This is a genomic window from Pseudomonas sp. RIT623, from assembly GCF_004519305.1.
In the GTDB taxonomy this organism is placed as follows: Bacteria; Pseudomonadota; Gammaproteobacteria; order Pseudomonadales; family Pseudomonadaceae; genus Aquipseudomonas.
In genome coordinates this window covers 95,651-119,320 of record NZ_SOZA01000013.1, presented here as the reverse complement: position 1 = coordinate 119,320, position 23,670 = coordinate 95,651, and the positions used below count along the sequence as shown (strand labels likewise).

Below are 23,670 nucleotides of genomic sequence, written 5' to 3'. Positions count from 1 at the left end.
GTGGCGGCAAAATACCGGTTACCGGTGCCGGGCGCCGCAGGCAAGCGACGCTGCCGCCATCTGCTCCGTGTTAAGGTTCCCCCTTGGAACCGACCGCCTCCCGAGAACAACCAATGCCCCAGACCACCTCACTGCACCCAGGCTTCATGATCGTCCAGGGCAACCGCCTGGATGATTTGCGCAACCTGGTAGTGAGCGTGATGCGTCGCTATCCCTTGGCGCCGCTGGAAAACGAAATCGCCCTGGTGCAGAGCAACGGTATCGCCCAATGGCTGAAGCTGGCCCTGGCCGAGGATCCCCAGGAGGACGACCAGGGAGGGTGTGGCATTGCCGCGGCGATCGAGGTGCAATTGCCGGGCAGTTTCATGTGGCAGCTGTATCGCCGGGTACTGGGCCGCGACGAAATCCCCGAGGTGTCGCTGCTCGACAAGGCCCCGCTGACTTGGCGCCTGATGCGCCTGCTCCCGGAGGTGATCGAGCTACCGCACTTCGAGCCGCTGCGCCGCTTCCTCACCGATGACAGCGACTTGCGCAAGCGCTACCAGTTGGCCGAGCGCCTGGCCGATCTGTTCGACCAGTACCAGGTCTACCGCGCCGACTGGCTCAAGGACTGGGCCAACGGTGCCCATGTACTCAACAGCGCGCGCGGTGAGCGCAAGCCCCTGGCCTCAGGTAATCGCTGGCAGGCCGAGTTGTGGCGGATCCTGCTCGAGGACGTCGGTGAAGCCGGCATGGCGCAAAGTCGGGCCGGGGTGCACCAACGCTTCATCGAGCGGATCAACAGCCTGGAGCAAGCCCCCGCCGGCCTGCCTGCGCGGCTGATCGTCTTCGGTATCTCGTCGCTGCCTGCGCAGATTCTCGAGGCGCTGGCCGGTCTTGCCCGTTTCAGCCAGGTTCTGCTGTGCGTGCACAACCCCTGCCGCCATCACTGGGGCGACATCGTCGCCGACAAGGACCTGCTGCGTCACCAGTACAAACGCCAGCAGCGCAAGCAGGGCATGCCACTGCAACTGGACGACGAACTGCTGCACCAGCACGCCCACCCATTGCTAGCCGCCTGGGGCAAACAGGGCCGCGACTACATCAACCTGCTTGACAGTTACGACGACCCTGGCAGCTACCAGAGCGTCTTCAGCGACGGGCGCATCGACCTGTTCAGTGACGGCGAGCCGAAGACCCTGCTCAACCAGTTGCAGGACGATATCCTCGAGCTGCGCCCGTTGGCGGAGACCCGCGAGCAATGGCCGGCGGTGGAGCCTGCCAAGGACCGCTCGGTGCGCTTTCATGTCGCCCACAGCCCGCAACGTGAGGTGGAGATCCTCCATGACCAGTTGCTCGCCAGGTTCAGCGCCGACCCGAGCCTGCGCCCGCGGGATATCATCGTCATGCTTCCGGCGATCGATACCTACGCGCCGCACATCCGCGCGGTATTCGGCCAGCTGGAGCGCAACGACCCGCGCTACATCCCCTTCACCCTGACCGACCAGGGCCAGCGTGGCCGCGACCCGTTGCTGATCGCGCTGGAGCACCTGCTCAAGTTGCCCGATAGCCGCTTCGCCGTGAGCGAAGTGCTCGACCTGCTGGATGTCCCGGCCGTGCGTGCCCGCTTTGCCATCCAGCAGAGCGACCTGGCCACCTTGCACCGCTGGATCGAAGGCGCCGGCATTCGCTGGGGACTCAGTGCCCAGCAGCGTGCCACCCTGGGCCTGCCCGAAGGCTTGGAGCAGAACAGCTGGCGATTCGGCCTGCGGCGCATGCTGCTTGGCTATGCCGTGGGGGTGGGCGAGGGCTGCGACGGTATCGAGCCCTACGACGAGATCGGTGGCCTTGATGCTGCGTTGATCGGCCCGCTGGTCGCGCTGCTCGATGCCCTGGATGTGGCCTGCCAGGCCCTGTCGCAGCCTGCCACCGCCACTGAGTGGGGCGAGCGGCTGCATGCCCTGTTGCAGGTGTTCTTCCTGGCCGAGGATGAACATGACGAACTGCTGCTGGTGCAGCTCCAGGACCTGCGCGACACCTGGCTGGAAACCTGCGAGGCGGTCGGCCTGCAGGACCTGCTGCCGTTGACGGTGGTCCGCGAGGCCTGGTTGTCGGGCCTGGATCAGGGCAAGTTGTCCCAGCGTTTCCTGGCCGGCTCGGTGAATTTCTGCACGCTGATGCCGATGCGGGCCATCCCGTTCCGCGTGGTTTGCCTGCTGGGCATGAACGACGGCGACTACCCGAGGGCGCAGCCGCCACTGGATTTCGACCTGATGGCCAGCGACTATCGACCTGGCGACCGTTCGCGCCGCGAAGATGACCGCTACCTGTTGCTCGAGGCCCTGCTTTCGGCACGTGACCAGTTGTATGTCAGTTGGGTGGGCCGCAGTATTCGCGACAACAGCGAGCGCCCGGCCTCGGTGCTGGTCGGCCAGTTGCGCGATCACCTGGCCGCCGGTTGGCAGTTGGCCGGCGCCAAGGCCGGGCAACGGGACGACCCGGGGCAACAGTTGCTCCACGCGCTGACCCAGGAGCACCCATTGCAACCTTTCAGCCAGCGCTACTTCCAGAAAGGTAGCCCGCTGTTCAGCTTCGCCAACGAGTGGTTGGTGCTGCACCAGGCCGATGCCGAGGGACAGGCCGAGCATGCCAGGCTGTCGCCTTACAGCAGCGATGAACCGCTGAGCCTGACGCAGTTGCAGGACTTTTTGCGTCACCCGGTACGCCACTTCTTCAGCCAGCGCCTGAAAGTGTTCTTCGAAGCCCTGGAAGCACCGACCCCGGACGAAGAGCCCTTCAGTCTCGATGCGCTGCAACGCTACGGCCTCAGTGAAAGCCTGCTGGGCGCGGCGCTGGCCGACCCGGACAACGCCGAGCAAGCGCTGCACACCCAGGCGCGCCGCCTCCAGGCCTGTGGCCTGCTGCCCCTGGCCGGTTTCGGCGAGGCCCTGCAGGTTGAGCTGATCCAGCCGCTGCCGGACCTGCTGCAACGCCTCCGGCAGTTGCTGCAGCGTTGGCCGAGCGTGGTCGAAGGCGCCTTGCCGATTCACTTCGAACACGGGCCGCACCGCCTGGAAGGCTGGCTCGGCCGGGTCTACCAGGCCGAAGACCAGAGCCTGCTGAGCATTGCCACGGTACCCAATGCCATCAGCGCGGGGCGCAACAACCTGAAATGGCACCGCCTGGTACCGACCTGGGTCATGCACCTGGCCGCATGCGCCTGCGGTTATCCACAGCACAGCGCCTTGGTGGCCAGCGATATCACCCTGCTGCTGGGCCCACTGCCCCAGCATGAGGCCGCCGAGCGCCTGGGTGATTTGCTGGTGGCGCGCCAGGCAGGCATGAACACACCGTTGCCGGTGGCGACCAAGACCGCCTTCGCCTGGCTCGCCCAGGAAGACCCGGACAAGGCCTTGGCTGCCGCGACCCGCGTTTACGAAGGCGATGGCCAGAACAGTTTCGGCGAGCGCAGCGAGAGCCTGGCCCTGGCCCGGCAATTCCGTGACTTTGCCGCGCTGGCCCTGGACGAGACGTTCGAAGGTTGGTGCGAAACCCTGTATCGCCCGCTGTTCGCCGCGCCCTGGCAGACCCTGGGTAACCCGGAGAGCGACCAATGAGCCAAGCCCGCCCCCTGGCGCTGAGTTTCCCCCTGCACGGCAGCCAACTGATCGAGGCCAGCGCCGGTACCGGCAAGACTTTCACCATTTCCGCGCTGTACCTGCGCCTGATCCTCGGGCATGGCGGCGCGCAGGCGTTCAGCCGCGAACTGCTGCCGCCGCAGATCCTCGTGGTGACCTTCACCGACGCCGCCACCAAGGAGCTGCGTGAGCGTATCCGCGCGCGTCTGGCGGAGGCGGCGCGGTTCTTCCGTGGCGAGCTGCAAGACGCCGATCCGCTGTTGCATCAACTGCGTGACGATTATCCACAGGCGCACTGGCCGCGTTGCGCCAGCCGCCTGGAGATCGCCGTGCAATGGATGGACGAAGCGGCGGTGTCGACCATCCACGGCTGGTGCCAGCGCATGTTGCGCGAACACGCCTTCGACAGTGGCAGCCTGTTCACCCAGAGCCTGGAAACCGACCATAGCGAACTGCTTGGGCAGGTCATGCGCGATTACTGGCGGCGCTTCTGCTACGGCATGCGCGGCGAATCGCTGGCTTGGGTGCGTGGCAACTGGGGTAGCCCAGATGCCTTGCTGCCGCGCATCAGGCCGTTGTTCGGGCGGGTGCGTGGCCAGGCCGACGAAGACGACCCGCAGGCGCTGATCGAAGCGACCCTGCGCCAGCGCACCGAGCAGTTGGGCCAACTCAAGGCGCCATGGGGCGTCTGGGCCGACGAGTTGCAGCAGATCTGCCGCGATGCCGTGGCCGCCAAGCAGGCGGACGGGCGTAAGTTGCAAGCGCGCTACTTCGAGCCCTGGTTCGACAAGCTGCGCGCCTGGGCTGCTGATGGGCAGGCCATGGAGCTGGACCTGGGCACCGGTTTCACCCGCCTGACCCCGGTCGGCATGGCTGAAGCCTGGAAGGCCGGCGAGCCACCCGAACACCCGGCGCTGCGGGCCATGGAAACCCTGCGCGAGCAATTGCAGGGGCTCGCCAGCCCCGATGCGCGCCTGCTGGAGCATGCCGCGGCGTGGGTCTCGGCGCGCTTCGAGGTGGAAAAGCGCCGACGTGCCGAAATGGGCTTCGACGACATGCTCCTGCGCTTGCAGCATGCACTGGGCAGCGACGCTGGCGAGCGCCTGGCGGGGTTGATCCGCGAGCAGTTCCCGGTGGCCTTGATCGACGAATTCCAGGACACCGACCCGGTGCAGTACGGCATCTTCGAGCGCATCTACCGGATCGGCGAAAACAACCCGGACACCGGCCTGTTCATGATCGGCGACCCCAAGCAGGCGATCTACGCCTTCCGCGGCGCCGACATTTTCACCTACCTGGCCGCCCGGCGTGCCACCGCCGGGCGCTTGCACAGCCTGGACACCAACTACCGCTCCAGCCAGGCCATGGTCGCGGCGGTCAACCGGGTGTTCCTCGAGGCCGAGGCGCGCCGCGAAGGGCGCGGTGCGTTCCTGTTCCGCGCCGAGGGCGACAACCCGCTGCCCTTCGTCGAAGTCCATGCCAAGGGCCGCAGCGAGCAGTTGCTGATCGACGGTCAGGCCAGCGCCGCGTTGCAATGCTGGCACCTGGAGAGTGACGAGCCGGTCTCCAGCACCCTGTACCGCCAGCGCCTGGCGGCCAGTTGCGCCAGCCATATCGTCGCCGTGCTCGATGGCGGCCAGCAGGGAGTCACCGGTTTCGCCGATGCGGCCGGCAAGCTGCGGCCGTGCCTACCGTCGGATATCGCCATCCTGGTGCGCGATGGCCGCGAGGCGCAGATGGTCCGCGCCGAGCTGGCTGCCCGCGACGTGCGCAGCGTGTACCTCTCGGACAAGGACTCGGTGTTCGCCGCCCAGGAGGCCCACGACCTGCTGGCCTGGCTCAAGGCCTGCGCCGAGCCGGATTCCGAGCGCCTGCTCAAGGCCGCGTTGGCCAGCCTGACCCTCGACCTGCCGTTGATCGAACTGGAGCGGCTGAACCAGGACGAGCGCGTCTGGGAGGACTGGGTGATGCGTTTTCGGCGTTACCGCGATACCTGGCAGCGCCAGGGCGTGCTGCCGATGCTGCGCCGCCTGCTGCATGACTTCCGGCTGCCGCGCACGCTCATGGGCCGCAGCGACGGCGAACGGGTGTTGACCAACCTGCTGCACCTGGCCGAGCTGCTGCAACAGGCGGCGGGCGAACTGGATGGCGAGCAGGCGCTGATCCGTCACCTCACCGAGCACCTGGCCACCGCCGGGCAGGCCGGCGAAGAGCAGATCCTGCGCCTGGAGAGCGACGAACAGCTGGTCAAGGTGGTGACCATCCACAAGTCCAAGGGCCTGGAGTACCCCTTGGTCTACCTGCCGTTCATCTGCACCAGCAAGCCGGTGGACGGCCAGCGCCTGCCGCTGGGCTGGCATGACGACGAGGGGGTCGCACACCTCACGTTGACCCCCGATGCACGGCAGATCGAGCGCGCCGACGATGAACGCCTGGCCGAGGACCTGCGCCTGCTCTACGTGGCCTTGACCCGGGCCCAGCATGCCTGCTGGCTGGGGGTGGCCGACCTCAAGCGCGGCACCCAGCGCGGTTCGCAGTTGCACCGTTCGGCCCTGGGCTACCTGCTCGGCGGTGGCGTGCCGCTGGCGGCGAGCAATCAATTGGCCGCGTGGCTCGACACCCTGGCGGCCAGTAGCCCAAGCATCGCCAGGCTGCCGTTGCCGCAGGCCGACGAACAGCGCTACCGCATACCGGACAACCAGCGCGAGCTGCTGCCACCGCGCAAACCACGGCGCGCCGCCGCCGAGCATTGGTGGATCGCCTCGTACAGCGCCCTGCGCCTGGGCGACCAGACGCTGGTCGCCGACAGCTCCCAGGCCCAGCAACTGCTGGACGACGAAACCCTGGACAGCCAGTTGCTGCGCGAGGTGCCGGCCGAGGCGGGCGACATTCATCGCTTCCCGCGCGGCCCGAACCCCGGCACCTTCCTCCATGGCCTGCTCGAGTGGGCCGGGCGCGAAGGCTTTGCCGAGGTCAGTGCCCAGCCCGCCGAGATCGAGCGCACCGTTGGCCGGCGTTGCAACCGGCGTGACTGGAAAGGCTGGATCCCGACGCTCACGCAATGGCTGCAACAGCTGCTGGTACAGCCCTTGCCGCTGCAGGGTACTACGGTAAGCCTGGCGGGGTTGCGCCAGTACCAGATCGAGATGGAGTTCTGGTTCGCCAGCCACCGGGTCGATGCGCAGCAGCTCGATCAACTGGTGGCGCGCCATACCCATGTCGGCGCCGCGCGCCCGGCGGCCTTGCCGACCGTGCTCAACGGCATGTTCAAGGGCTTCATCGACCTGGCCTTCGAACTCGATGGGCGCTACTACGTGGCCGACTACAAGTCCAACTGGCTAGGCCCCGATGCCGGCGCCTACGAGGCCCAGGCCATGGAGCAGGCGATCCTCGAGCATCGCTACGACCTACAGTACGTGCTCTACCTGCTGGCCCTGCATCGCCAACTGCGCGCACGCCTGCCCGACTACGACTACGACCGCCATGTCGGCGGTGCCTTGTTCATCTTCCTGCGTGGTGTCACCACGGCGGGCCATGGGCTGTACCACACCCGGCCGCCACGGGCGCTGATCGAGCAGCTCGACGCGCTGTTCCGCGGCGAGCACGCACCCGAACAACAGGACCTGTTTGCCGGAGCCGCGCCATGAGCCGACGCCTCGACGACCTGCTGCCAACGCCATTGCAGGCCGAACACCTCAGCGCCCTGGCGCCACTGGGCGACAGCCATGACCTGCTGGCCCTGCTCGATCGCTGGGTCGAGCGTGGCTGGCTGCGCGCCCTTGACCGGGCGTTCGTCAGCTTCCTCGAGGAGCGCGCGCCCGGCAGCGACCCGCTAGTGCTGCTGGCGGCGGCGTTGGCCAGCCATCAGCTGGGCCATGGCCATGTCTGCCTCGACCTGCGCCAGACCCTTGCCGAACCGGACTTTGCCTTGTCGTTGCCACCGGAAGGGGATGCCCTGACCGGTCCCCTGCTGCTGCCCTCGCAGCTGCTGGGCAGCCTCGACCTGGGGCTGTGGTTGCAGCGCATCGGCCAAAGCACCCTGGTGGCCGATGGCGATGCCCTTGCGCAACGCCCACGACCCTTGGTGCTCAGTGGCGAACGCCTGTACCTGCGGCGCTACTGGACCTACGAGCGGCGCATCGACGCCACGCTGCACCAGCGTCTGGCACGGCAGCTGCCGTTGCAGGCTGACTTGCCGCAGCGCCTGGCGCAGTTGTTCGACGGCGGCGCCCCCGCGGGGGAGGTGGATTGGCAAAAGCTTGCCTGTGCCTTGGCTACCCGAGCCGGTTTCAGCGTGATCACCGGAGGCCCGGGTACTGGCAAGACCACCACTGTGGTGCGCCTGCTGGCCCTGTTGCAGGCGCCCGCGGTCGAGCAGGGGCGGCCGCTGCGTATCCGCCTGGCAGCGCCGACCGGCAAGGCCGCGGCACGTCTGACCGAATCCATTGGCCAACAGGTGGCGCGCCTGCAAGTGGCAGCCGAGGTGCGCGAGCAGATCCCCACCGAGGTCAGCACCGTGCACCGCCTGCTGGGCAGCCGCCCCGGGTCGCGGCACTTCCGCCATCACGCGGGCAATCCCTTGCCGCTGGATGTGTTGGTGGTCGACGAGGCGTCGATGATCGACCTGGAGATGATGGCCAACCTGCTCGATGCCCTGCCGGCCAGCGCGCGTCTGGTGCTGCTGGGCGACAAGGACCAGTTGGCCTCGGTGGAAGCCGGCGCGGTGCTGGGCGACCTGTGCCGGGATGCCGAGGATGGCTGCTACTGGCCGCAGACCCTGGCCTGGCTGGAGCAAGTGGGGGGGCAGTCGCTGGCCGACATCGGTTTGCAAGCGGGCGTTGAGCCGCGCAAGCCACTGGCCCAGCAGATTGTCATGTTGCGCCATTCCCGGCGCTTTGGTGAGGGCAGCGGCATCGGCCAGCTGGCGCGGCTGGTCAACCGCCAGCAGGCGCTGGAGGCGCGGGCGCTGTTGGCCACCCGGCTCGACGATGTGTTCTGCCTGACGCTCGGTGGCGAGCACGACAAGCGCTTCGATCGCCTGCTGCTCGATGGCCTCAACCAGGGCGCAGAGGGTCCGCAAGGCTACCGCAGCTACCTGCGCACGATTGGCCGCTTGCGCCCGGCGCCGGGCACGCCCGTCGACGATCCGCGCTGGGAGCAATGGGCCGGCGAGGTGCTGCGCAGTTTCGAGGCGTTCCAGTTGCTGTGCGCGGTGCGCAAGGGCGCCTGGGGCGTCGAAGGGCTGAACGAACGGGTCGCCCGGGTGCTGCACAATGCCGGGCTGATCGACACCCAGCAACCCTGGTACGAGGGCCGCCCGGTGCTGGTGACGCGCAACGACTACGGCCTTGGCCTGATGAACGGTGATATCGGCATTGCCCTGCGCCTGCCGGACGAGCAGGGCGAGGCGCTGCTGCGCGTGGCCTTCCCGCGCAACGATGGCAGTGGTGGCGTGCGTTTCGTCCTGCCCAGCCGGCTCAGCGAAGTGGAAACCGTGTTCGCCATGACCGTGCACAAGTCTCAGGGCTCGGAGTTCAGCCATACCGCGCTGGTGTTGCCCGATGCGCTGAACCCGGTGCTGACCAAGGAACTGGTGTACACCGGCATCACCCGCGCCAAGCACTGCTTCAGCCTGATCGAGCCGCGCGCCGGGGTGTTCGAGGAGGCTGTGGAGCGCAAGGTCAGGCGGGTGTCGGGGCTGATGCTGGAGCAAGTCTGACTCTGGAGTTCGCCGCCGATATGCTATCGTTGCGGCATTATCTGCAAATACTTTTGTGAGATTTCCCTCCATGACAGTGGCTGTCTCGGCCTTGAGACGAGTGACGGGCTGTGCGTTCTCGCTGCTGATGGCCCTGCTGTTGTCGAACGGCGCGTCTGCCTGGGCGGCCGGCACCGTGCCGGACGCGCAAGTGCAGCAGCGCGCCCGGGCCGTTACCCAGGTGGTGCTGGGCATTCTCAGCTACGCACGCTGGCCGGCCGAGCCCAACCCCTTGCGCCTGTGCCTGATCGGCCCCACCGAGTACGCCGATGACCTGATCAAGGGCAATGTGCAGAACTCCGGGCAGCCGCTGCAGGTGCGGCGCCTTCTGGCCAATGACCCGAGCGTGGCCAGTGCCTGCGATGCGGTGTACATCGGCAAGCTCGACCAGGCCCATCGCGAGCGGCTGTTCCAGGCGCTCAACGGCCATCCGGTACTGAGCATCAGCGAGGCCGGCGACCCGTGCACGGTCGGCAGCCTGTTCTGCCTGCGCATTGGCGACCCGCAGGTGGCCTTCGACGTCAACCTCGACTCGGTCGCGCGCAGCGGCGTGCGCATCCACCCCAGCGTGCTGCAACTGTCGCGCCGCCGGGCAGGGCAGCCATGAAACGTCCAGCCAAGCGCGTCAGCCGGCCAACCTTGCGTGCGGTACTGGGCCGCGGCCACCTGGGCGTGGCCTTGCTCGCCGCCGGTCTTGCCGGTGTGCTGGTGACCCTGCTCGGGGTCGCGGCGCTGCGGGTCTACGCCAACCACAACCTGCACCTGATCGCCCGCTCCATCAACTACACCGTCGAGGCCGCCGTGGTGTTCGACGACAGCGCCGCGGCCAACGAGGCGCTGGCGCTGATCGCCGCCACCGAGGAGGTGGCCGACGCCAAGGTGTACGACAACGACGGCGACCTGCTGGCCCATTGGCAACGCGATGAGCAGGGAGTGATGGCGCAGTTGCAGAGCCAGGTGGCGCGCAGCCTGCTGGAAGAGCCGATCAACATGCCGGTGCAGCACATGGGCCAGCGGGTCGGCCATATCGAGCTGACCGGGCAGGGCGGCAGCCTGGTGCGCTTCCTGCTCAGCGGCCTGGTTGGCATCCTGGTGTGTACCGTGCTCAGCGCGGTGCTGGCGCTGTACCTGTCGCGCCGGGTGTTCGGCGATATCATCCGGCCGCTGCGCCACCTGGCCAGCGTCGCCCACGCGGCGCGCCGCGAGCGTAGTTTCGACCGGCGCGTGCCCGAGACGCAGATCGCCGAGCTCAATGAGCTGGGTAACGACTTCAACGCCCTGCTCGATGAGCTGGAAGCCTGGCACAGCCACTTGCAGAGCGAGAACGAGAGCCTCGCCCACCAGGCCAGCCACGACAGCCTCACTGGCCTGCCCAACCGCGCGTTCTTCGAGGGCCGCTTGAGCCGCAGCCTGCGCAGCGCCGCGCGCAACGAGGAGCACCTGGCGCTGCTATTCCTCGACAGCGACCATTTCAAGCAGATCAACGACAGCCTCGGCCACGCGGTGGGCGACCAGGTGCTGGTCAGCGTCGCCAGCCGGGTGCGCGCGCAGCTGCGCGAGCATGACCTGGTGGCGCGCCTGGGCGGCGACGAGTTCGCCATTCTGCTGACGCCGCTGCACTCGCGCGAGGACGCCCAGCGCATCGCCGAGAAGATCATTGCCAGCATGAAGGTGCCGGTGCCGCTGGAGGATGGCAACAGCATCACTACTTCGCTGAGTGTCGGCATCGCCTATTACCCCGACGACGGCCGCGACCCGGCCAGTCTGCTCAATGCCGCCGATGCGGCGATGTACCAGGCCAAGCGCAAGCGCCGTGGCCATTGGCAAGTGGCCCAGCCGGAGCGCCGTGCCACTGACGTAAAGAACAGGAGCTGAACCGTGACCAACCGTTTTTTCATGCTGCGTTTCCCGATGCTTGCCCTGCTGCTCGCGCTGCTGGCGCTTGGCGGCTGCCAGAGCGTGCCGCCCAAGGGCCTGACCGCCGAGCAGGTGGCGGTGCTCAAGCGCGAGGGCTTCGCCCCGACCGACGAAGGCTGGGCGTTCGACCTGTCGGGCAAGGTGCTGTTCGGCAGCGACCTGGACAGCCTCAACAGCCAGAGCGAATCGATCGTCGAGCGAATCGGCAAGGCCTTGCTGTCGGTGAACATCCAGCGGGTGCGCATAGACGGCCACGCTGACGCCTCGGGCAAGGCCGCCTATAACCAGCAGTTGTCCGAGCGCCGCGCGCAGAGCGTGGCCAAGGCCTTGGCCGGCATCGGCATGCAGCCGCAGAACATCCAGACCCGCGGCATGGGCAGCAGCCAGCCGGTGGCGGACAACCGCACCGCGGCGGGGCGCATGGAGAATCGCCGGGTGTCGATCGTGGTGGGGTCGGAGTGATACCGACATCGCGGGGCTTGCCCCGCGATGATGCCTACCTCAATCCCGCGCGAACTTCATCTCCCGCGTCTCCCCCATCAACAACGGCGCATTGGCCTCGGTCACCTCACGGATGTAATCCCACAGCAGGGTGATCCGCTTCAACTTGCGCAGGTCCTCCCGGCAGTACATCCAGAACTGCCGCGTCACCTCGACCTGCTCCGGCAGCACCGTCACCAGCCGTGGGTCCTGCGCTGCCAGGAAGCACGGTAGGATCGCCAGCCCGCGCCCTTGCAACGCCGCAGTGTACTGGGCGATCACGCTGGTGCTGCGCAGGTGGGCCTGGGCATTGGGGATCAGGTTGGCCAGGTACAGCAGCTCCGAGCTGAAGGCCAGGTCGTCCACGTAGCTGATGAACGGGTGGCCCCCCAGGTCGGCGATCTCGCGGATGGGTTCATGGCTGTCCAGGTAGTCCTGGGTGGCATACAGGCGTAGGCGGTAGTCGCACAGCTTGCAGCACACATAAGGGCCATGTTCCGGGCGCTCCAGGGCGATGACGATGTCGGCTTCGCGCTTGGACAGGCTGATGAAGTGCGGCAGCGGCAGGATATCCACCGAGATCGCCGGCCAGGCGTCGACGAAATGGCTCAGCTGCGGGGTGACGAAGAAGCTGCCGAAGCCCTCTGTGCAGCCCATGCGCACATGCCCCGACAACGCCACGCCCGAGCCCGAGACTTGCTCGCAGGCCATGTGCAGGGTGCTCTCGATCGACTCGGCATAGCCCAGCAGGCGCTGGCCCTCGGCGGTGAGGACGAAGCCGTTGGTGCGCGACTTCTCGAACAGCAAAGTGCCCAGCGCCCCTTCCAGTGAACCGATGCGCCGCGACACCGTGGTGTAGTCCACGGCCAGGCGCTTGGCCGCACTGCTGGCCTTGCGGGTGCGCGCTACCTCAAGAAAGAACTTGAGGTCGTCCCAGTTCAGCGCGCTCAGGGAGGTGAGGTCTTTTTGCATGATGATCCGGTTTTTTTGTGCATTCTTGTTGGATGTTTGCACATCTATACTCGATCTCAGCCCCTGTACGCCACCCCGTGTCCATGCCGGCGTAGGCGTCTTCGTTCCGACAATAATTCCAAGGAGAGCGCAGATGAACGCACCCCAGACGCCCGACCAGACCAAGGTCGAGCAGGTCAAGCTGCTGATCGACGGCCAATGGGTCGAGTCGAAAACCACCGAGTGGCGCGACATCGTCAACCCGGCCACCCAGCAAGTGCTGGCGCGGGTGCCGTTCGCCACCGAAGAGGAGGTGAACGCCGCCGTGGCCGCCGCCGAGCGCGCTTTCAAGACCTGGCGCGACACCCCGATCGGCGCGCGCATGCGCATCATGCTCAAGCTGCAGGCACTGATCCGTGAGCACAGCAAACGCATCGCCGTGACCCTCAGCGCCGAGCAGGGCAAGACCATTGCCGATGCCGAAGGCGATATCTTCCGCGGCCTGGAAGTGGTCGAGCACGCGGCGTCCATCGGCACCCTGCAGATGGGCGAGTTCGCCGAGAACGTCGCCGGTGGTGTCGACACCTACACCCTGCGCCAGCCGATCGGCGTGTGCGCGGGCATCACCCCGTTCAACTTCCCGGCGATGATCCCGCTGTGGATGTTCCCGATGGCCATCGTCTGTGGCAACACTTTCGTGCTCAAGCCGTCCGAGCAGGACCCGCTGTCGACCATGATGCTGGTCGAGCTGGCGCTGGAGGCGGGCATCCCGGCCGGCGTGCTAAACGTGGTGCACGGCGGCAAGCAGGTGGTCGATGGCATTTGTACCCACCCGGACATCAAGGCGATTTCCTTCGTCGGCTCGACCGAGGTCGGCACCCACGTCTACAACCTGGGCAGCCAGCACGGCAAGCGCGTGCAGTCGATGATGGGCGCCAAGAACCACGCCGTGGTGCTGCCCGACGCCAACCGCACCCAGACCATCAACGCCCTGGTCGGCGCGGCCTTCGGCGCGGCCGGCCAGCGCTGCATGGCCACCTCGGTGGCGGTGCTGGTGGGCAAGGCCCGCGAATGGCTGCCGGATATCAAGGAAGCGGCCAGCAAGCTCAAGGTCAATGCCGGCAACGAGCCGGGCACCGATGTCGGCCCGGTGGTCTCCAAGCGCGCCAAGGAGCGCGTGCTGGGCTTGATCGACAGCGGTATCAAGGAGGGCGCCAAGCTCGAACTCGATGGTCGTGACGTCAAGGTGCCGGGCTACGAGCAGGGCAACTTCGTCGGCCCGACCCTGTTCTCCGGGGTGAAGACCGACATGCAGATCTACACCCAGGAAATCTTCGGCCCGGTGCTGGTGACTTTGGAGGTGGATACCCTCGACGAGGCCATCGCCCTGGTCAACGCCAACCCGTTCGGCAACGGCACCGGCCTGTTCACCCAGAGCGGCGCGGCGGCGCGCAAGTTCCAGAGCGAGATCGATATCGGCCAGGTGGGTATCAACATCCCGATCCCGGTGCCGGTGCCGTTCTTCAGCTTCACCGGGTCCCGTGGCTCCAAGCTTGGCGACCTCGGCCCATACGGCAAGCAGGTGGTGCAGTTCTACACTCAGACCAAGACCGTCACCGCCCGTTGGTTCGATGACGACAGCGTCAATGACGGTGTGAACACCACCATCAGCCTGCGCTAAGGAGCTCGTCATGCGTATCGCATTCATTGGCCTGGGCAACATGGGCGCGCCCATGGCCCGTAACCTGATCAAGGCCGGACACCAGTTGAACCTGTTCGACCTGAACAAGACCGTGCTGGCCGAACTCGCCGAGCTGGGCGGGCAGGTCAGCACCTCGCCGAAGGACGCCGCCGCCAACTGCGAGCTGGTGATAACCATGCTGCCGGCCGCCGTTCATGTGCGTGGCGTGTACCTGGACGAAGACACCGGCGTGCTGGCCGGCATCCGCCCCGGCACCCCGACCGTGGACTGCAGCACCATCGATCCGCAGACCGCCCGTGAGGTCTCCAAGGCCGCGGCGGCCAAGGGCATCGACATGGGGGATGCGCCGGTCTCCGGCGGCACCGGTGGCGCGGCGGCCGGCACCCTGACCTTCATGGTCGGCGCCAGCGCCGAGCTGTTCGCCACGCTCAAGCCGGTGCTCGAGCAGATGGGCCGCAATATCGTGCACTGCGGTGAAGTGGGCACCGGGCAGATCGCCAAGATCTGCAACAACCTGCTGCTGGGCATCTCGATGATCGGCGTGTCCGAGGCCATGGCCCTGGGCAATGCGTTGGGCATCGACACCAAGGTGCTGGCCGGGATCATCAACAGCTCGACCGGACGTTGCTGGAGTTCGGACACCTACAACCCGTGGCCAGGCATCATCGAGACTGCCCCGGCTTCACGGGGTTATACCGGCGGCTTCGGCGCCGAACTGATGCTCAAGGACCTGGGGCTGGCCACCGAGGCCGCGCGCCAGGCGCACCAGCCGGTGATCCTCGGCGCCGTGGCCCAGCAGCTGTACCAGGCCATGAGCCTGCGCGGCGAGGGTGGCAAGGATTTCTCGGCGATTGTCGAGGGGTACCGCAAGAAGGATTGACCCGCGAGTGGACTTGATCGCGGATCGCATGGTCTTCCCCCTTGTAACTGCGCACCTTGGGGGAGGGGCATGCGCTCCGCGATTTTTTTGCTTCGAGCTATCAGGCAAAGACGAAGTACTTGCGCACCGTCTCCACCACTTCCCAGGTCCCTTTCATCCCCGGTTCGATCACGAACACATCCCCAGCCTTCAGATGCTTCGGCTCTTCACCCTCAGGCGTGACGATGCAATAGCCATCGAGGAAATGGCAGTATTCCCACTTCTCATAGTTGACCTCGAACTTGCCCGGCGTGCAGATCCAGGTGCCCATGATCTTGCTGCCGTCGGCGGACAGGTAGGCATTGAGGTTGACGGTGTGCGGGTCGCCGCCGATGCGTTTCCACTTGGTGGCGTCGACCACCGGGGTCGGGCAGGTTTCGCGCAGGACGGTGATGAAATCGGACATGGCGTGGCTCCAGATGAGTGGCGAAATGATCCATCACCATAGGGCCATCGCCTTGGGCACGGTTGCCTAGGCTCGACGTTCAGCTGTCTGCGCGCGCTATGCCGGCAGGGGCTTTTGCCTCACGCCCACCAATACCGCACGAAGTGGAAGAACACTGGCGCGGCAAAGCACACCGAATCCATGCGGTCGAGCATGCCACCATGGCCTTCGATCATGTGCCCCCAGTCTTTAACCCCACGGTCGCGCTTGATCGCCGACATCACCAGCCCACCAAAGAAGCCCATGGCGTTGACGGTCAATGCCATCAGCGCCGCCTGCCAGAAGGTGAACGGGGTGATCCAGCACAGCGAGGCGCCCACCAGGGTGGCCAGCGCCACGCCGCCGGCCAGGCCTTCGACGGTCTTCGACGGTGACAGGTTGGGCGCCACCTTGCGCTTGCCGAACAGCTTGCCGCACACGTACTGCAACACATCGCTGATCTGCACCACGAGGATCAGCCAGGCAATCAGCAGCAGGTTGCGGCCCTCGTAGCCAGGGATGTCCAGGGTCATAAGCGCCGGCACCGACGACACGCAGTACACCGCGATCATCAAGCCCCATTGCACCTTCGAGGCGCGCTCGAGAAAACGTGTGGTATCGCCGCCGAAGCTGGCCAGGATCGGCAGCAGCAGGAACAGGTATACCGGGATGAAGATGCTGAACAGCCCGTACCAGTCCATGGCGATCAGCAGGTACTGCACCGGCAGCGCGACATAGAACGCCGCCGCCAGGGCCGGGTAGTCGCTGCGTCGGGTCGGGGTGAGGGTCATGAATTCGCGCAGGGCGTAGAACGACACGCCGTAGAACAGCACGATCACGCCGTACTTGCCGAACAGGAAGGCGATGCCGATCACCAGCACCATCACCCACCAGGCATTGATGCGCGCGTTGAGGTTGTCGATCACCGCGTGCGGCGCCGGGCCGGCGCGCCACTTGAGCAGGCGGCCGACCAGGCTGGCGAGTAGCAGCAGGGCGCCGATGCCGGCGAACAGGGACAGGGTGTTGTGATCCATTTCAGGCCTCCTTCGGTGCCAGGTTCAGCAGGGCCTGGCGGGCCCGCTCGAGAAAGGCGTGCTTGCTTTCGTCCGGCCCCAGGTGCAGCGGCTCGCCGAAGCTCAGGGTGCACAGCAGTGGCAGCGGCAGGGCGCGGCCCTTGGGCATGACCCGGTTGAGGTTGGCGATCCATACCGGTACCAGTTCGACCTGCGGGTTGGCCGTGGCCAGGTGGAACAGGCCGCTCTTGAATGGCAGCAGCGGGTCGTCTGTCAGGTTGCGCGTGCCCTCTGGGAAGAAGATCAGCGAATCGCCCTGGGCAAAGGCATCGAGCACCGGTTGCAGCGGGTTGCCCTCGCTTGCGCTGTGCTGGCGGTCGATCAGCACGCCGTTGAACACCTGGCGGATCAGGAAGTTGCGGATACCTGGCTGGCACCAGTAGTCGGCACCCGCCACGGGCCGGGTGCGACGCCGCAACGGCTCGGGCAGCGCGGCCCACAGCAGCACGAAGTCGCCATGGCTGCTGTGGTTGGCGAAGTACAGGCGTTGCACCGGTTGCGGCGTGCAGCCCAGCCACAAGGCACGGGCGCCGGTGATCAGGCGGGCGGCGGAGGTGATGACGAAGGCGGTCAGGCTGGCGAGCATCGGGTTTATCCGGTGAAGGGAAGGGTGGCGATCAGCAGCACCTGCACGGCCAGGCACAAGGCCTGGCGGCGTAGCAGGGCTAGCGCGGCCTGGCTGCGGCCCGGCCAGTCGCGCGGATCGTGGTGGGGCGGTTTCAGGCGCAGTTCGAACAGTGCGCGGTCCAGTGCCTCGGTGTCGGCGGGCAGGTCGGCGCTGGCGCCGAGCTGTGCGAACAGCTCGGCATCCAGGGCGACGCGGATGGCCCAGTATTTGTGCGCCAGGCCGATTACCAGCAACGCCACGCAGAGCAAGCGGGCGAGCGGATGCAGGGCAATGCCCAGCAGCGGTGTGAGGCTATAAGCCAGGGCCAGCAGGGTGATGCCATCTGACAGGCGCTCCAGCTGGCGCCCGCGAGCGAGCAGGCTGGCGACTACAGATAGGTTCATGGATGGGCTTCCAGCTGTTGCAGGGCGAGCTGGTGGGCCGGCTGCAGGACCACGCCGGGGCGCGCCTGGCGAATCAGCGCTTGGGCCTGTTCGGCAGAGGCACAGCGGCCGCTGAGCAGCAGCCAGGCGGCGACGGCGCTGGCGCTGCGGGAGTAGCCCAGGGCGCAGCAGACCAGCACCGGGCCTTGTCGCTGGCAGTGTTCGATGGCCTTGGCGGCCTGTTGCAGGGTTTCCCGGTCTGGGGCGATCAGGTCCAGGGTTGGCAGGCTCTGGTAGTGCTGTGGTGTTGTCATCGCGGGGCGACTGACGGCAAGACAGGGCAGTTCCGCGCTCAGGTCGACAATCGCTGCGAACAGCGATGCTTGCGTGCGCCCTGGTACCCTGCCCAGATACACGCCGTCAGCCACCTCGTCCGCCTGCGGATGGCGCCGCGTCCATAGCCGCGAATTGATCCAGGCGCCCAGCAGGTAGGGCGCCAACAGCCAGCTGGCGGCCACCGACAGCCGCCCGTCGGCGCCTTTCTGGAACCCTGCGGCGCCGAACAGGGCATAGTTCAGTGCCACCAGCAGTAACGACAGCGCTGGCCACAGCAACCACAATCCGCCACCGCCGAGCGTCATCGCCAGCAGCGTCAGCACGGCCGCGCCCAGGCCATAGCGCAGCGCCAGGCGCCAACGTTGCGGATCTTGCGCCAAACCTGCCTGCCGCCAGGGCAACGGGCTGCTGCGCGGCCACAGCCACAGGCAGACGAAACCCGCCAGCGCCCCGGTCGGCACATCGACGAAGTGATGCTGCCAGGTAGTCAGCACCGACACACCGATCAGCCCCATCCAGCCATGCACCAGCCAGCGCCAGGCAGGACGGCGCGCATGCCGGGCGAACATCGTCCAGATGATCACCAGCAATGCAATGTGCAACGACGGCGCCTGGTTGTAGGGCTTGTCGAAGCCCATCAACACATCGAACAACCAGCCGAACAGCCCAGATATCTCGGGTCGTTCGAAGGTGAAGCGCAGCGGCCAGAGCAGGAAGCAAGCCACGCAGATCACCTGCGCGGTGAGCAGCGCCAGGGCATGGCGGTCCATTTCCGAGCGCGAGCGCGGCAGCAGGAACGACAGCCCGTACAGCAGGTCGATCGACCAGTACGGGATGATCGTCCAGGGCCACAACGGCAGGTGTCGCTCCCAATCGAATACCAGGCTGGCGATATCCGCGCGCCCGGCGGTATAGGTGTTGGCTAGCCCGTAGCTGAGAAAAAACAACGGCCCCAGCAGTAACAGCCACAGTACGCCACGGCGAATCAGCCCGCTTTCACGGGCCATCATCGCACCCGTTGCGCCAGGCTGACGCTGAAGATGCCCCATTCGTCGATGCGCTGGGTCAGCTTGCGAAAACCTGCTGCCTCCACCAGTTGGTCCATCTCTACCTGGCTGCGTCGACGCATGACCCAGGCCTGTCCGCCACGGTGGCTGGTCAGGGCGCGGGCGATCATCTCCAGTTGCGGGTGCCACGGCTGGCCGGTGTAGACCAGGTAGCCACCGTCCTCGATAGCGTCGGCCAGCCCGGCCAGGGAGTTGCCCACCTGCTCGTTACTGGCAAACAGTTCGTACAAGCCGGAAACCACGGCCAGGCTGGGGTGCGGTGCGAGGTTGGCCAGGCTCTGGCGGTCGAAGGCGTCGCCCTGGACGAAACGGGCGACCTGGCCCAGCCCCTTGGCTTCGATCAGTGCGCTGCCTTGCTGGACGTTCAGGTCGCTGTAGTCGCGCAGCAGGATCGAGTCCGGCAACTGCTCCAGCCCTTGCAGGGCCTCGAGGATGTAGCGGCCGTGACCGGCGGCGATATCGACGATATGCACCGGGCGTTGTTGCGCGCGCAGCTGGGTGATGGCCAGGCGCAGCAGTTCCTCCACATGCAGCTTGCGCTGGCGAATGCCGCGCCAGCCGATGGCGTTGAGGTAGTTCTGGTCGATCAGCGCGCCCAGGCGGCCTTTGCCCGTGGCCGTATTGCGGTAGACATAGTCGAGGGTGGAGCCAGAGTCGAAGCCGGTGTCGAAGCCCAGCTTGATCCCCGCGGACAGGCCCTGGCCCAGGCGCAGGCTGGCGCGGGTGGCGCGCCAGTAAAGGTCGCGCGGCGAGTTGCGCGGCAACGGTGCGGCCAGGCTTTCGGCCTCGGCGCAGCTGGCGCCGGCCTTGTCGGCAGCGAGTAGCGATGGCACAGGTGCGGGCGCGTCGAAGCAATGGGCGACGAAGCGCTCGATTCGCGCCAGGGCGTGGGCCCGATCACGTTCGCCCAAGGTGTCGTGGAAGAAGCCGGCGAGCAGGTGCATTTCCTTGCGGGCGCTGCCCAGGCGTTCGAAGAAGCGCAGCTGCGGGCCGCGCTCGACGACGAAGTCGGCGCCGGAGACCAGCAGTTGGGTCGGCACCTGGATCGCCTGGGCATCGGCCACCACGCGTTCGGCGGCCTCGTACAAGCCCAGCAGCATGGTCACCGAGATCGGCCGGCTGATCAGCGGGTCGGCGACATAGGACATGACCCGTTCCGGGTCGTGGGTGAGCAGGCGTGGCTTGACGTAGCTGTTGACGAAGAAGTTGCCGCGCAGGGCCTTGAGCAGTTTCAGACCGGGGCGGGCGAACGGCACGTAGAGCTTGACCTTGAACGCCGGCGAGGCGAGCACCAGGCAGCGCACCTTGGGCGCATAGTCGTGGGCCCAGGTGGCCACCAGCACAGCGCCGACACTTTGCGCCAGCACCGCCATGTCGGCCTCGGCGATACCGTGCCGGGCCTGGATATGCTCGATGAACGTCTGCACATCGCGCACGCTGGTGGCGAAGCTCGGGCTGTCGCCGCGGGCGCCGGGCGACTGGCCATGGCCACGGGCATCCCAGGCGAACAGGTCGTAGCCGGGCATGTCCAGCTCGTCGGCCAGGTGCGCCAGGCGCCCGCCGTGCTCGTGGCCGCGGTGGAACATCACCAGCGCGCGGCGCGGCTGGTGCTCGTTGCGCGTGGCGGGCCAGTGACGGTAGTGCAGCTCGACCCCGTCATGGGTTGAGAAATGCAGCGATTGCGCTTGGCGCATGGCGAATATCCTTGTCCGGCAGCGAGAGGCTCAGCGGGTTTCGGCCAGGCCATGGCGAACCCGGTTGTACAGGGTATAGAGCGATAGCAGCAGGATGACCAGCAGCAGGCCGTTGATCCAGCTCGCGGCCAGCAGGCCCAGCGCCACCCCGGTGCCCAGCACGCCGAAGGCGAACGCCCGGTCGCTCTTGCCCATGGGCCCGTCGTAGCGGCGCGAAGCGCCGGCCAGCGGCCCCATGACCCCGGCGTATTCACTGATCACCGAGGCCAGCACCACCAGCACCACCAGTGTTGGCGCAACGCCGGGCAGCAGGGCGAAGGGCAGGTACAGCGCCGCGTCGGCGACCAGGTCGCACAGTTCGTTGAGGTAGGCGCCGAGCTTCGATTGCTGGCCGAACTCGCGGGCGAGCATGCCGTCCACGGCGTTGAGGGCCATGCGCAGCAGCATCCACAGCGGGATCAGGATGAACAGCCAGGTGAACTGGGGTAGCCAGGCCAGTAGCAGGCCCAGCAGCAGGGAGACCACGGCAGCGGCCACAGTGACCTGGTTGGCGCTGACGCCGCGGTCATGCAGGCGTTGCACGGTGGGGCGCAGCAGCGCCTGGAAACGGGGTTTGAGCTGGTAGATCGATGGCACGGCGAATTCCCTGTCTTGGCGCGGCATGGGCCGGATTGTGGGGAATCGGGTGGCTGCCGGGCAAGGGGCATTTGCCCTACTTGTGAAGTAGACGAAACTCGCACGCGGCGGGCAGTGTGCCGCTTGTCGGACCTGGTGTGCAGGGTGTGTGGCTTATCGCGGCAAGCAACTGGTAGGTCTTTGGAAGCCAGGGTTGTTGATCGTGTTAGGGCTTCCAGATGTTTGTCGTAAACCATGCAGCGCCTAGGAGATCGAGCGCCGCCCGCGCGGCGCATCGCGACGCAAGGCCGCTCCTACATTTGTTTCGGGCCAGTTATGCCTGTGCAAGTATCGGCGCCTGCCTGGGTGCATGCCTTGAGTCATGTGGAGCAGCGTCAGCGCCCACGCTGAAACCGGGGCGTTCCTGCGCGAACTGGCCGTCGTCCAGTGAGCAACGGCCAGTGCGGTTGACGCCTCTGCTCAGTGAAACGCGTCGTAGGTAATGATGTTCTGGCGCAGCGCCGAGAGGAATGAAAACGCGTTCTCCACCCTCGCCCCTTCGAAGCCCATGTAGTAGTTATTGGCATCCAGCACGGTTCCCGCGCCACGCTTGTTGTCCGGGTGCAGGCAGTAGGGGATCGACAACAGCCCGCTGTCGAACGCGGCGAGGATGGCTTCGCAGATGTCGCTGTCCAGGGCCAGGGTCCCGTTGATCAGCGCGCCCGCCTTGTCGAGGATGCGCCGATACTCCTGTTGGTCGAAGGGAATCGGCTTGAGGGTATGCTGGGCGCGCAGGCAGTAGTCGGCATACTCCAACGCCGCGATGTTCTCCTCGACCCGTGGGATGCGCCGGGACTCCACCGGGGTCTTGACGATCACCCGTTGCACGCCGGCGGCTCGCACCACCGACAGCGCGTCCTGGGTGATGCGGCAGAAACCGCCGAGGGTGCGCGGGAAGAAACCCATGAAGACGTAGGCGACGAAGTGGTAGCTGCCAGGGGCGAAACGCTCGCCAACCAGGGTCTGCAGGGCGCTCAATGCGGCCAGGTCCTGCAGCGGCGAAGTACCTTGGGCGTAGGAGAACGCCAGGGTGGCGATGCCGTGCTGGCGCAGGAACAAGCCCTCGAGCACATTCAGCGCCACCAGGATCGCCGGGTCGCACATCTGGCCCATCATGCAGCCGGCGAAGCTCTCGATATGGCTATTGGGCACACCCGCGGCGAGTATCCGGCAGGCCTTCTGCCAATGGCCGAAGGCCGCACGCAAAGGGGTGCGGCTGTAGGGCAGGCAATAGGACACCGGCCCGCCTTCGGTGGCCGACAGGCCGACTTCGGTCATGCGCTGGAAGATATGCACAGGGTCGGGCGAACCATGGCGCACTTGCACGGGCGTCGCATAGCGTGTCTCGATCGTAGCCAGCATCGCCCTGGTATCGGCGACCGGGTGATTGACGATGGGATAGCCGTTGAGCATCGCGCCGCTGTCGATGGCCTTTTGCGCCGCCTTGAGGTCGTTGACCCGGGTGAAGGCGTCGAGGGTGATGGTGCAGACAGTGTGGGCACGGCTCGCGGCGGTAGCCTCCAGGCCGCGTTGCATGCGCTCCAGCGAGCTGAAGCCCAGGCGTGGTTGCAGCACCGGGCCGCGGGCGTCGAAGTGCCCGAGCACATAGGCATTGAAATCCTGCATGAATGGGTTCTCTTGGTGCGAGGAAAGCCGGCCTGTCGAGCGCCGGGTCACGAGCCGCTGCGAGCCAGGTCCTGGCTGGGCGCGGTGCTGTCGAGCAGTGCCTGGAAACGATCGAAGTTGTTCTTGTCGCTGTCGTCGAAGACCGCGTCGAAGCCCGCCTGCACCAAGGTATGGCTGTAGCGCTCGAGGGTGGCCGCGTCGTTCTCGGTGCAGATCTTGCCGCCAATGCACAAGGCGCCGGCGTAGCGGCTTTCGTCGCGGATACGCTGGGCCAGCTCGACGCCTTCCAGGTAACCGTGGCCGTTGACGGTGCTGACCACCACCAGGTCGCAGGGGTGCTGCTTGAGCCAGTCGATGACATCGCTCATCGGCGTGTTCGGCCCCATGTTGTTGACCTGGTAGTTACCTTCGCTCAGGAGGAACTCCATGAATACCATGTTC

At 66.6% G+C, this 23,670-nt stretch carries 18 protein-coding genes; 8 read left to right on the top strand and 10 right to left on the bottom strand.

Annotation, left to right across the window (positions count from 1 at the left end; all coding sequences use genetic code 11):
• Positions 1–113 precede the first annotated feature (113 nt).
• From recC to E3U47_RS11855, 6 genes are all read left to right on the top strand, one after another.
• Entirely contained in the window at positions 114–3,596 is a 3,483-nt protein-coding gene (gene recC, locus E3U47_RS11880) for an exodeoxyribonuclease V subunit gamma (protein ID WP_134691627.1), read from the top strand.
• Positions 3,593–7,264 carry an exodeoxyribonuclease V subunit beta gene (gene recB, locus E3U47_RS11875; RefSeq protein ID WP_134691626.1) on the top strand — a complete coding sequence of 1,224 codons (3,672 nt, stop codon included), beginning with the start codon at positions 3,593–3,595 and terminating at the stop codon, positions 7,262–7,264. Before recC ends, recB begins: the two co-directional genes overlap by 4 nt.
• A complete protein-coding gene (gene recD, locus E3U47_RS11870; RefSeq protein WP_134691625.1) occupies positions 7,261–9,336 on the top strand; it encodes an exodeoxyribonuclease V subunit alpha in 2,076 nt (691 codons plus the stop codon). Before recB ends, recD begins: the two co-directional genes overlap by 4 nt.
• A 70-nt stretch (positions 9,337–9,406) precedes the next feature.
• Positions 9,407–9,982: a YfiR family protein gene (locus tag E3U47_RS11865; protein ID WP_134691624.1), complete on the top strand. Its 576-nt coding sequence runs from the start codon at positions 9,407–9,409 to the stop codon at positions 9,980–9,982.
• A complete protein-coding gene (locus E3U47_RS11860; RefSeq protein WP_134691623.1) occupies positions 9,979–11,250 on the top strand; it encodes a diguanylate cyclase domain-containing protein in 1,272 nt (423 codons plus the stop codon). Before E3U47_RS11865 ends, E3U47_RS11860 begins: the two co-directional genes overlap by 4 nt.
• 21 nt (positions 11,251–11,271) lie before the next feature.
• On the top strand, positions 11,272–11,754 hold the full coding sequence (locus tag E3U47_RS11855) for an OmpA family protein (protein WP_134691632.1): 483 nt from the start codon (positions 11,272–11,274) through the stop codon (positions 11,752–11,754).
• Positions 11,755–11,793: 39 nt separating this feature from the next.
• Here the strand turns inward: E3U47_RS11855 and E3U47_RS11850 are convergent, their stop codons facing one another.
• A complete protein-coding gene (locus E3U47_RS11850) occupies positions 11,794–12,744 on the bottom strand; it encodes a LysR family transcriptional regulator (protein ID WP_134691622.1) in 951 nt (316 codons plus the stop codon).
• 133 nt (positions 12,745–12,877) lie between these two features.
• Here E3U47_RS11850 and E3U47_RS11845 point away from each other — a divergent pair, with 133 nt between their 5' ends.
• Positions 12,878–14,404, top strand: coding sequence for a CoA-acylating methylmalonate-semialdehyde dehydrogenase (locus tag E3U47_RS11845; RefSeq protein WP_134691621.1), 1,527 nt, complete (start codon positions 12,878–12,880; stop codon positions 14,402–14,404).
• Positions 14,405–14,414: 10 nt separating this feature from the next.
• Positions 14,415–15,305, top strand: a complete 891-nt coding sequence (gene mmsB, locus E3U47_RS11840; RefSeq protein WP_134691620.1) for a 3-hydroxyisobutyrate dehydrogenase — start codon at positions 14,415–14,417, stop codon at positions 15,303–15,305.
• 100 nt (positions 15,306–15,405) lie between these two features.
• On the opposite strand, the gene E3U47_RS11835 is transcribed toward mmsB, so the two are convergent.
• The 9 genes from E3U47_RS11835 to E3U47_RS11795 all read right to left on the bottom strand — a co-directional run bounded on the left by E3U47_RS11835 (position 15,406) and on the right by E3U47_RS11795 (position 23,657).
• On the bottom strand, positions 15,406–15,750 hold the full coding sequence (locus tag E3U47_RS11835; protein WP_023631693.1) for a cupin domain-containing protein: 345 nt from the start codon (positions 15,748–15,750) through the stop codon (positions 15,406–15,408).
• Between the two features lie 119 nt (positions 15,751–15,869).
• Positions 15,870–16,802, bottom strand: coding sequence for a phosphatidate cytidylyltransferase (locus tag E3U47_RS11830; RefSeq protein ID WP_134691619.1), 933 nt, complete (start codon positions 16,800–16,802; stop codon positions 15,870–15,872).
• A gap of 1 nt (position 16,803) precedes the next feature.
• Positions 16,804–17,427 (bottom strand): 1-acyl-sn-glycerol-3-phosphate acyltransferase, encoded by a 624-nt coding sequence (locus E3U47_RS11825; protein WP_134691618.1) that lies wholly within the window; start codon positions 17,425–17,427, stop codon positions 16,804–16,806.
• Between the two features lie 5 nt (positions 17,428–17,432).
• Positions 17,433–17,852: a hypothetical protein gene (locus E3U47_RS11820; RefSeq protein ID WP_134691617.1), complete on the bottom strand. Its 420-nt coding sequence runs from the start codon at positions 17,850–17,852 to the stop codon at positions 17,433–17,435.
• On the bottom strand, positions 17,849–19,174 hold the full coding sequence (locus E3U47_RS11815; RefSeq protein ID WP_134691616.1) for a phosphatase PAP2/dual specificity phosphatase family protein: 1,326 nt from the start codon (positions 19,172–19,174) through the stop codon (positions 17,849–17,851). The genes E3U47_RS11820 and E3U47_RS11815 overlap by 4 nt, the downstream gene beginning before the upstream one ends.
• On the bottom strand, positions 19,174–20,928 hold the full coding sequence (locus tag E3U47_RS11810) for a bifunctional alpha/beta hydrolase/class I SAM-dependent methyltransferase (RefSeq protein ID WP_134691615.1): 1,755 nt from the start codon (positions 20,926–20,928) through the stop codon (positions 19,174–19,176). Before E3U47_RS11810 ends, E3U47_RS11815 begins: the two co-directional genes overlap by 1 nt.
• 30 nt (positions 20,929–20,958) lie before the next feature.
• Complete coding sequence (locus E3U47_RS11805; protein WP_134691614.1) at positions 20,959–21,564, bottom strand: CDP-alcohol phosphatidyltransferase family protein; 606 nt, start codon at positions 21,562–21,564, stop codon at positions 20,959–20,961.
• Positions 21,565–22,023: 459 nt separating this feature from the next.
• Positions 22,024–23,229, bottom strand: a complete 1,206-nt coding sequence (locus E3U47_RS11800) for a methylaspartate mutase (protein WP_134691613.1) — start codon at positions 23,227–23,229, stop codon at positions 22,024–22,026.
• A gap of 47 nt (positions 23,230–23,276) precedes the next feature.
• On the bottom strand, positions 23,277–23,657 hold the full coding sequence (locus tag E3U47_RS11795) for a methylaspartate mutase (protein WP_177414224.1): 381 nt from the start codon (positions 23,655–23,657) through the stop codon (positions 23,277–23,279).
• Positions 23,658–23,670: the final 13 nt, after the last annotated feature.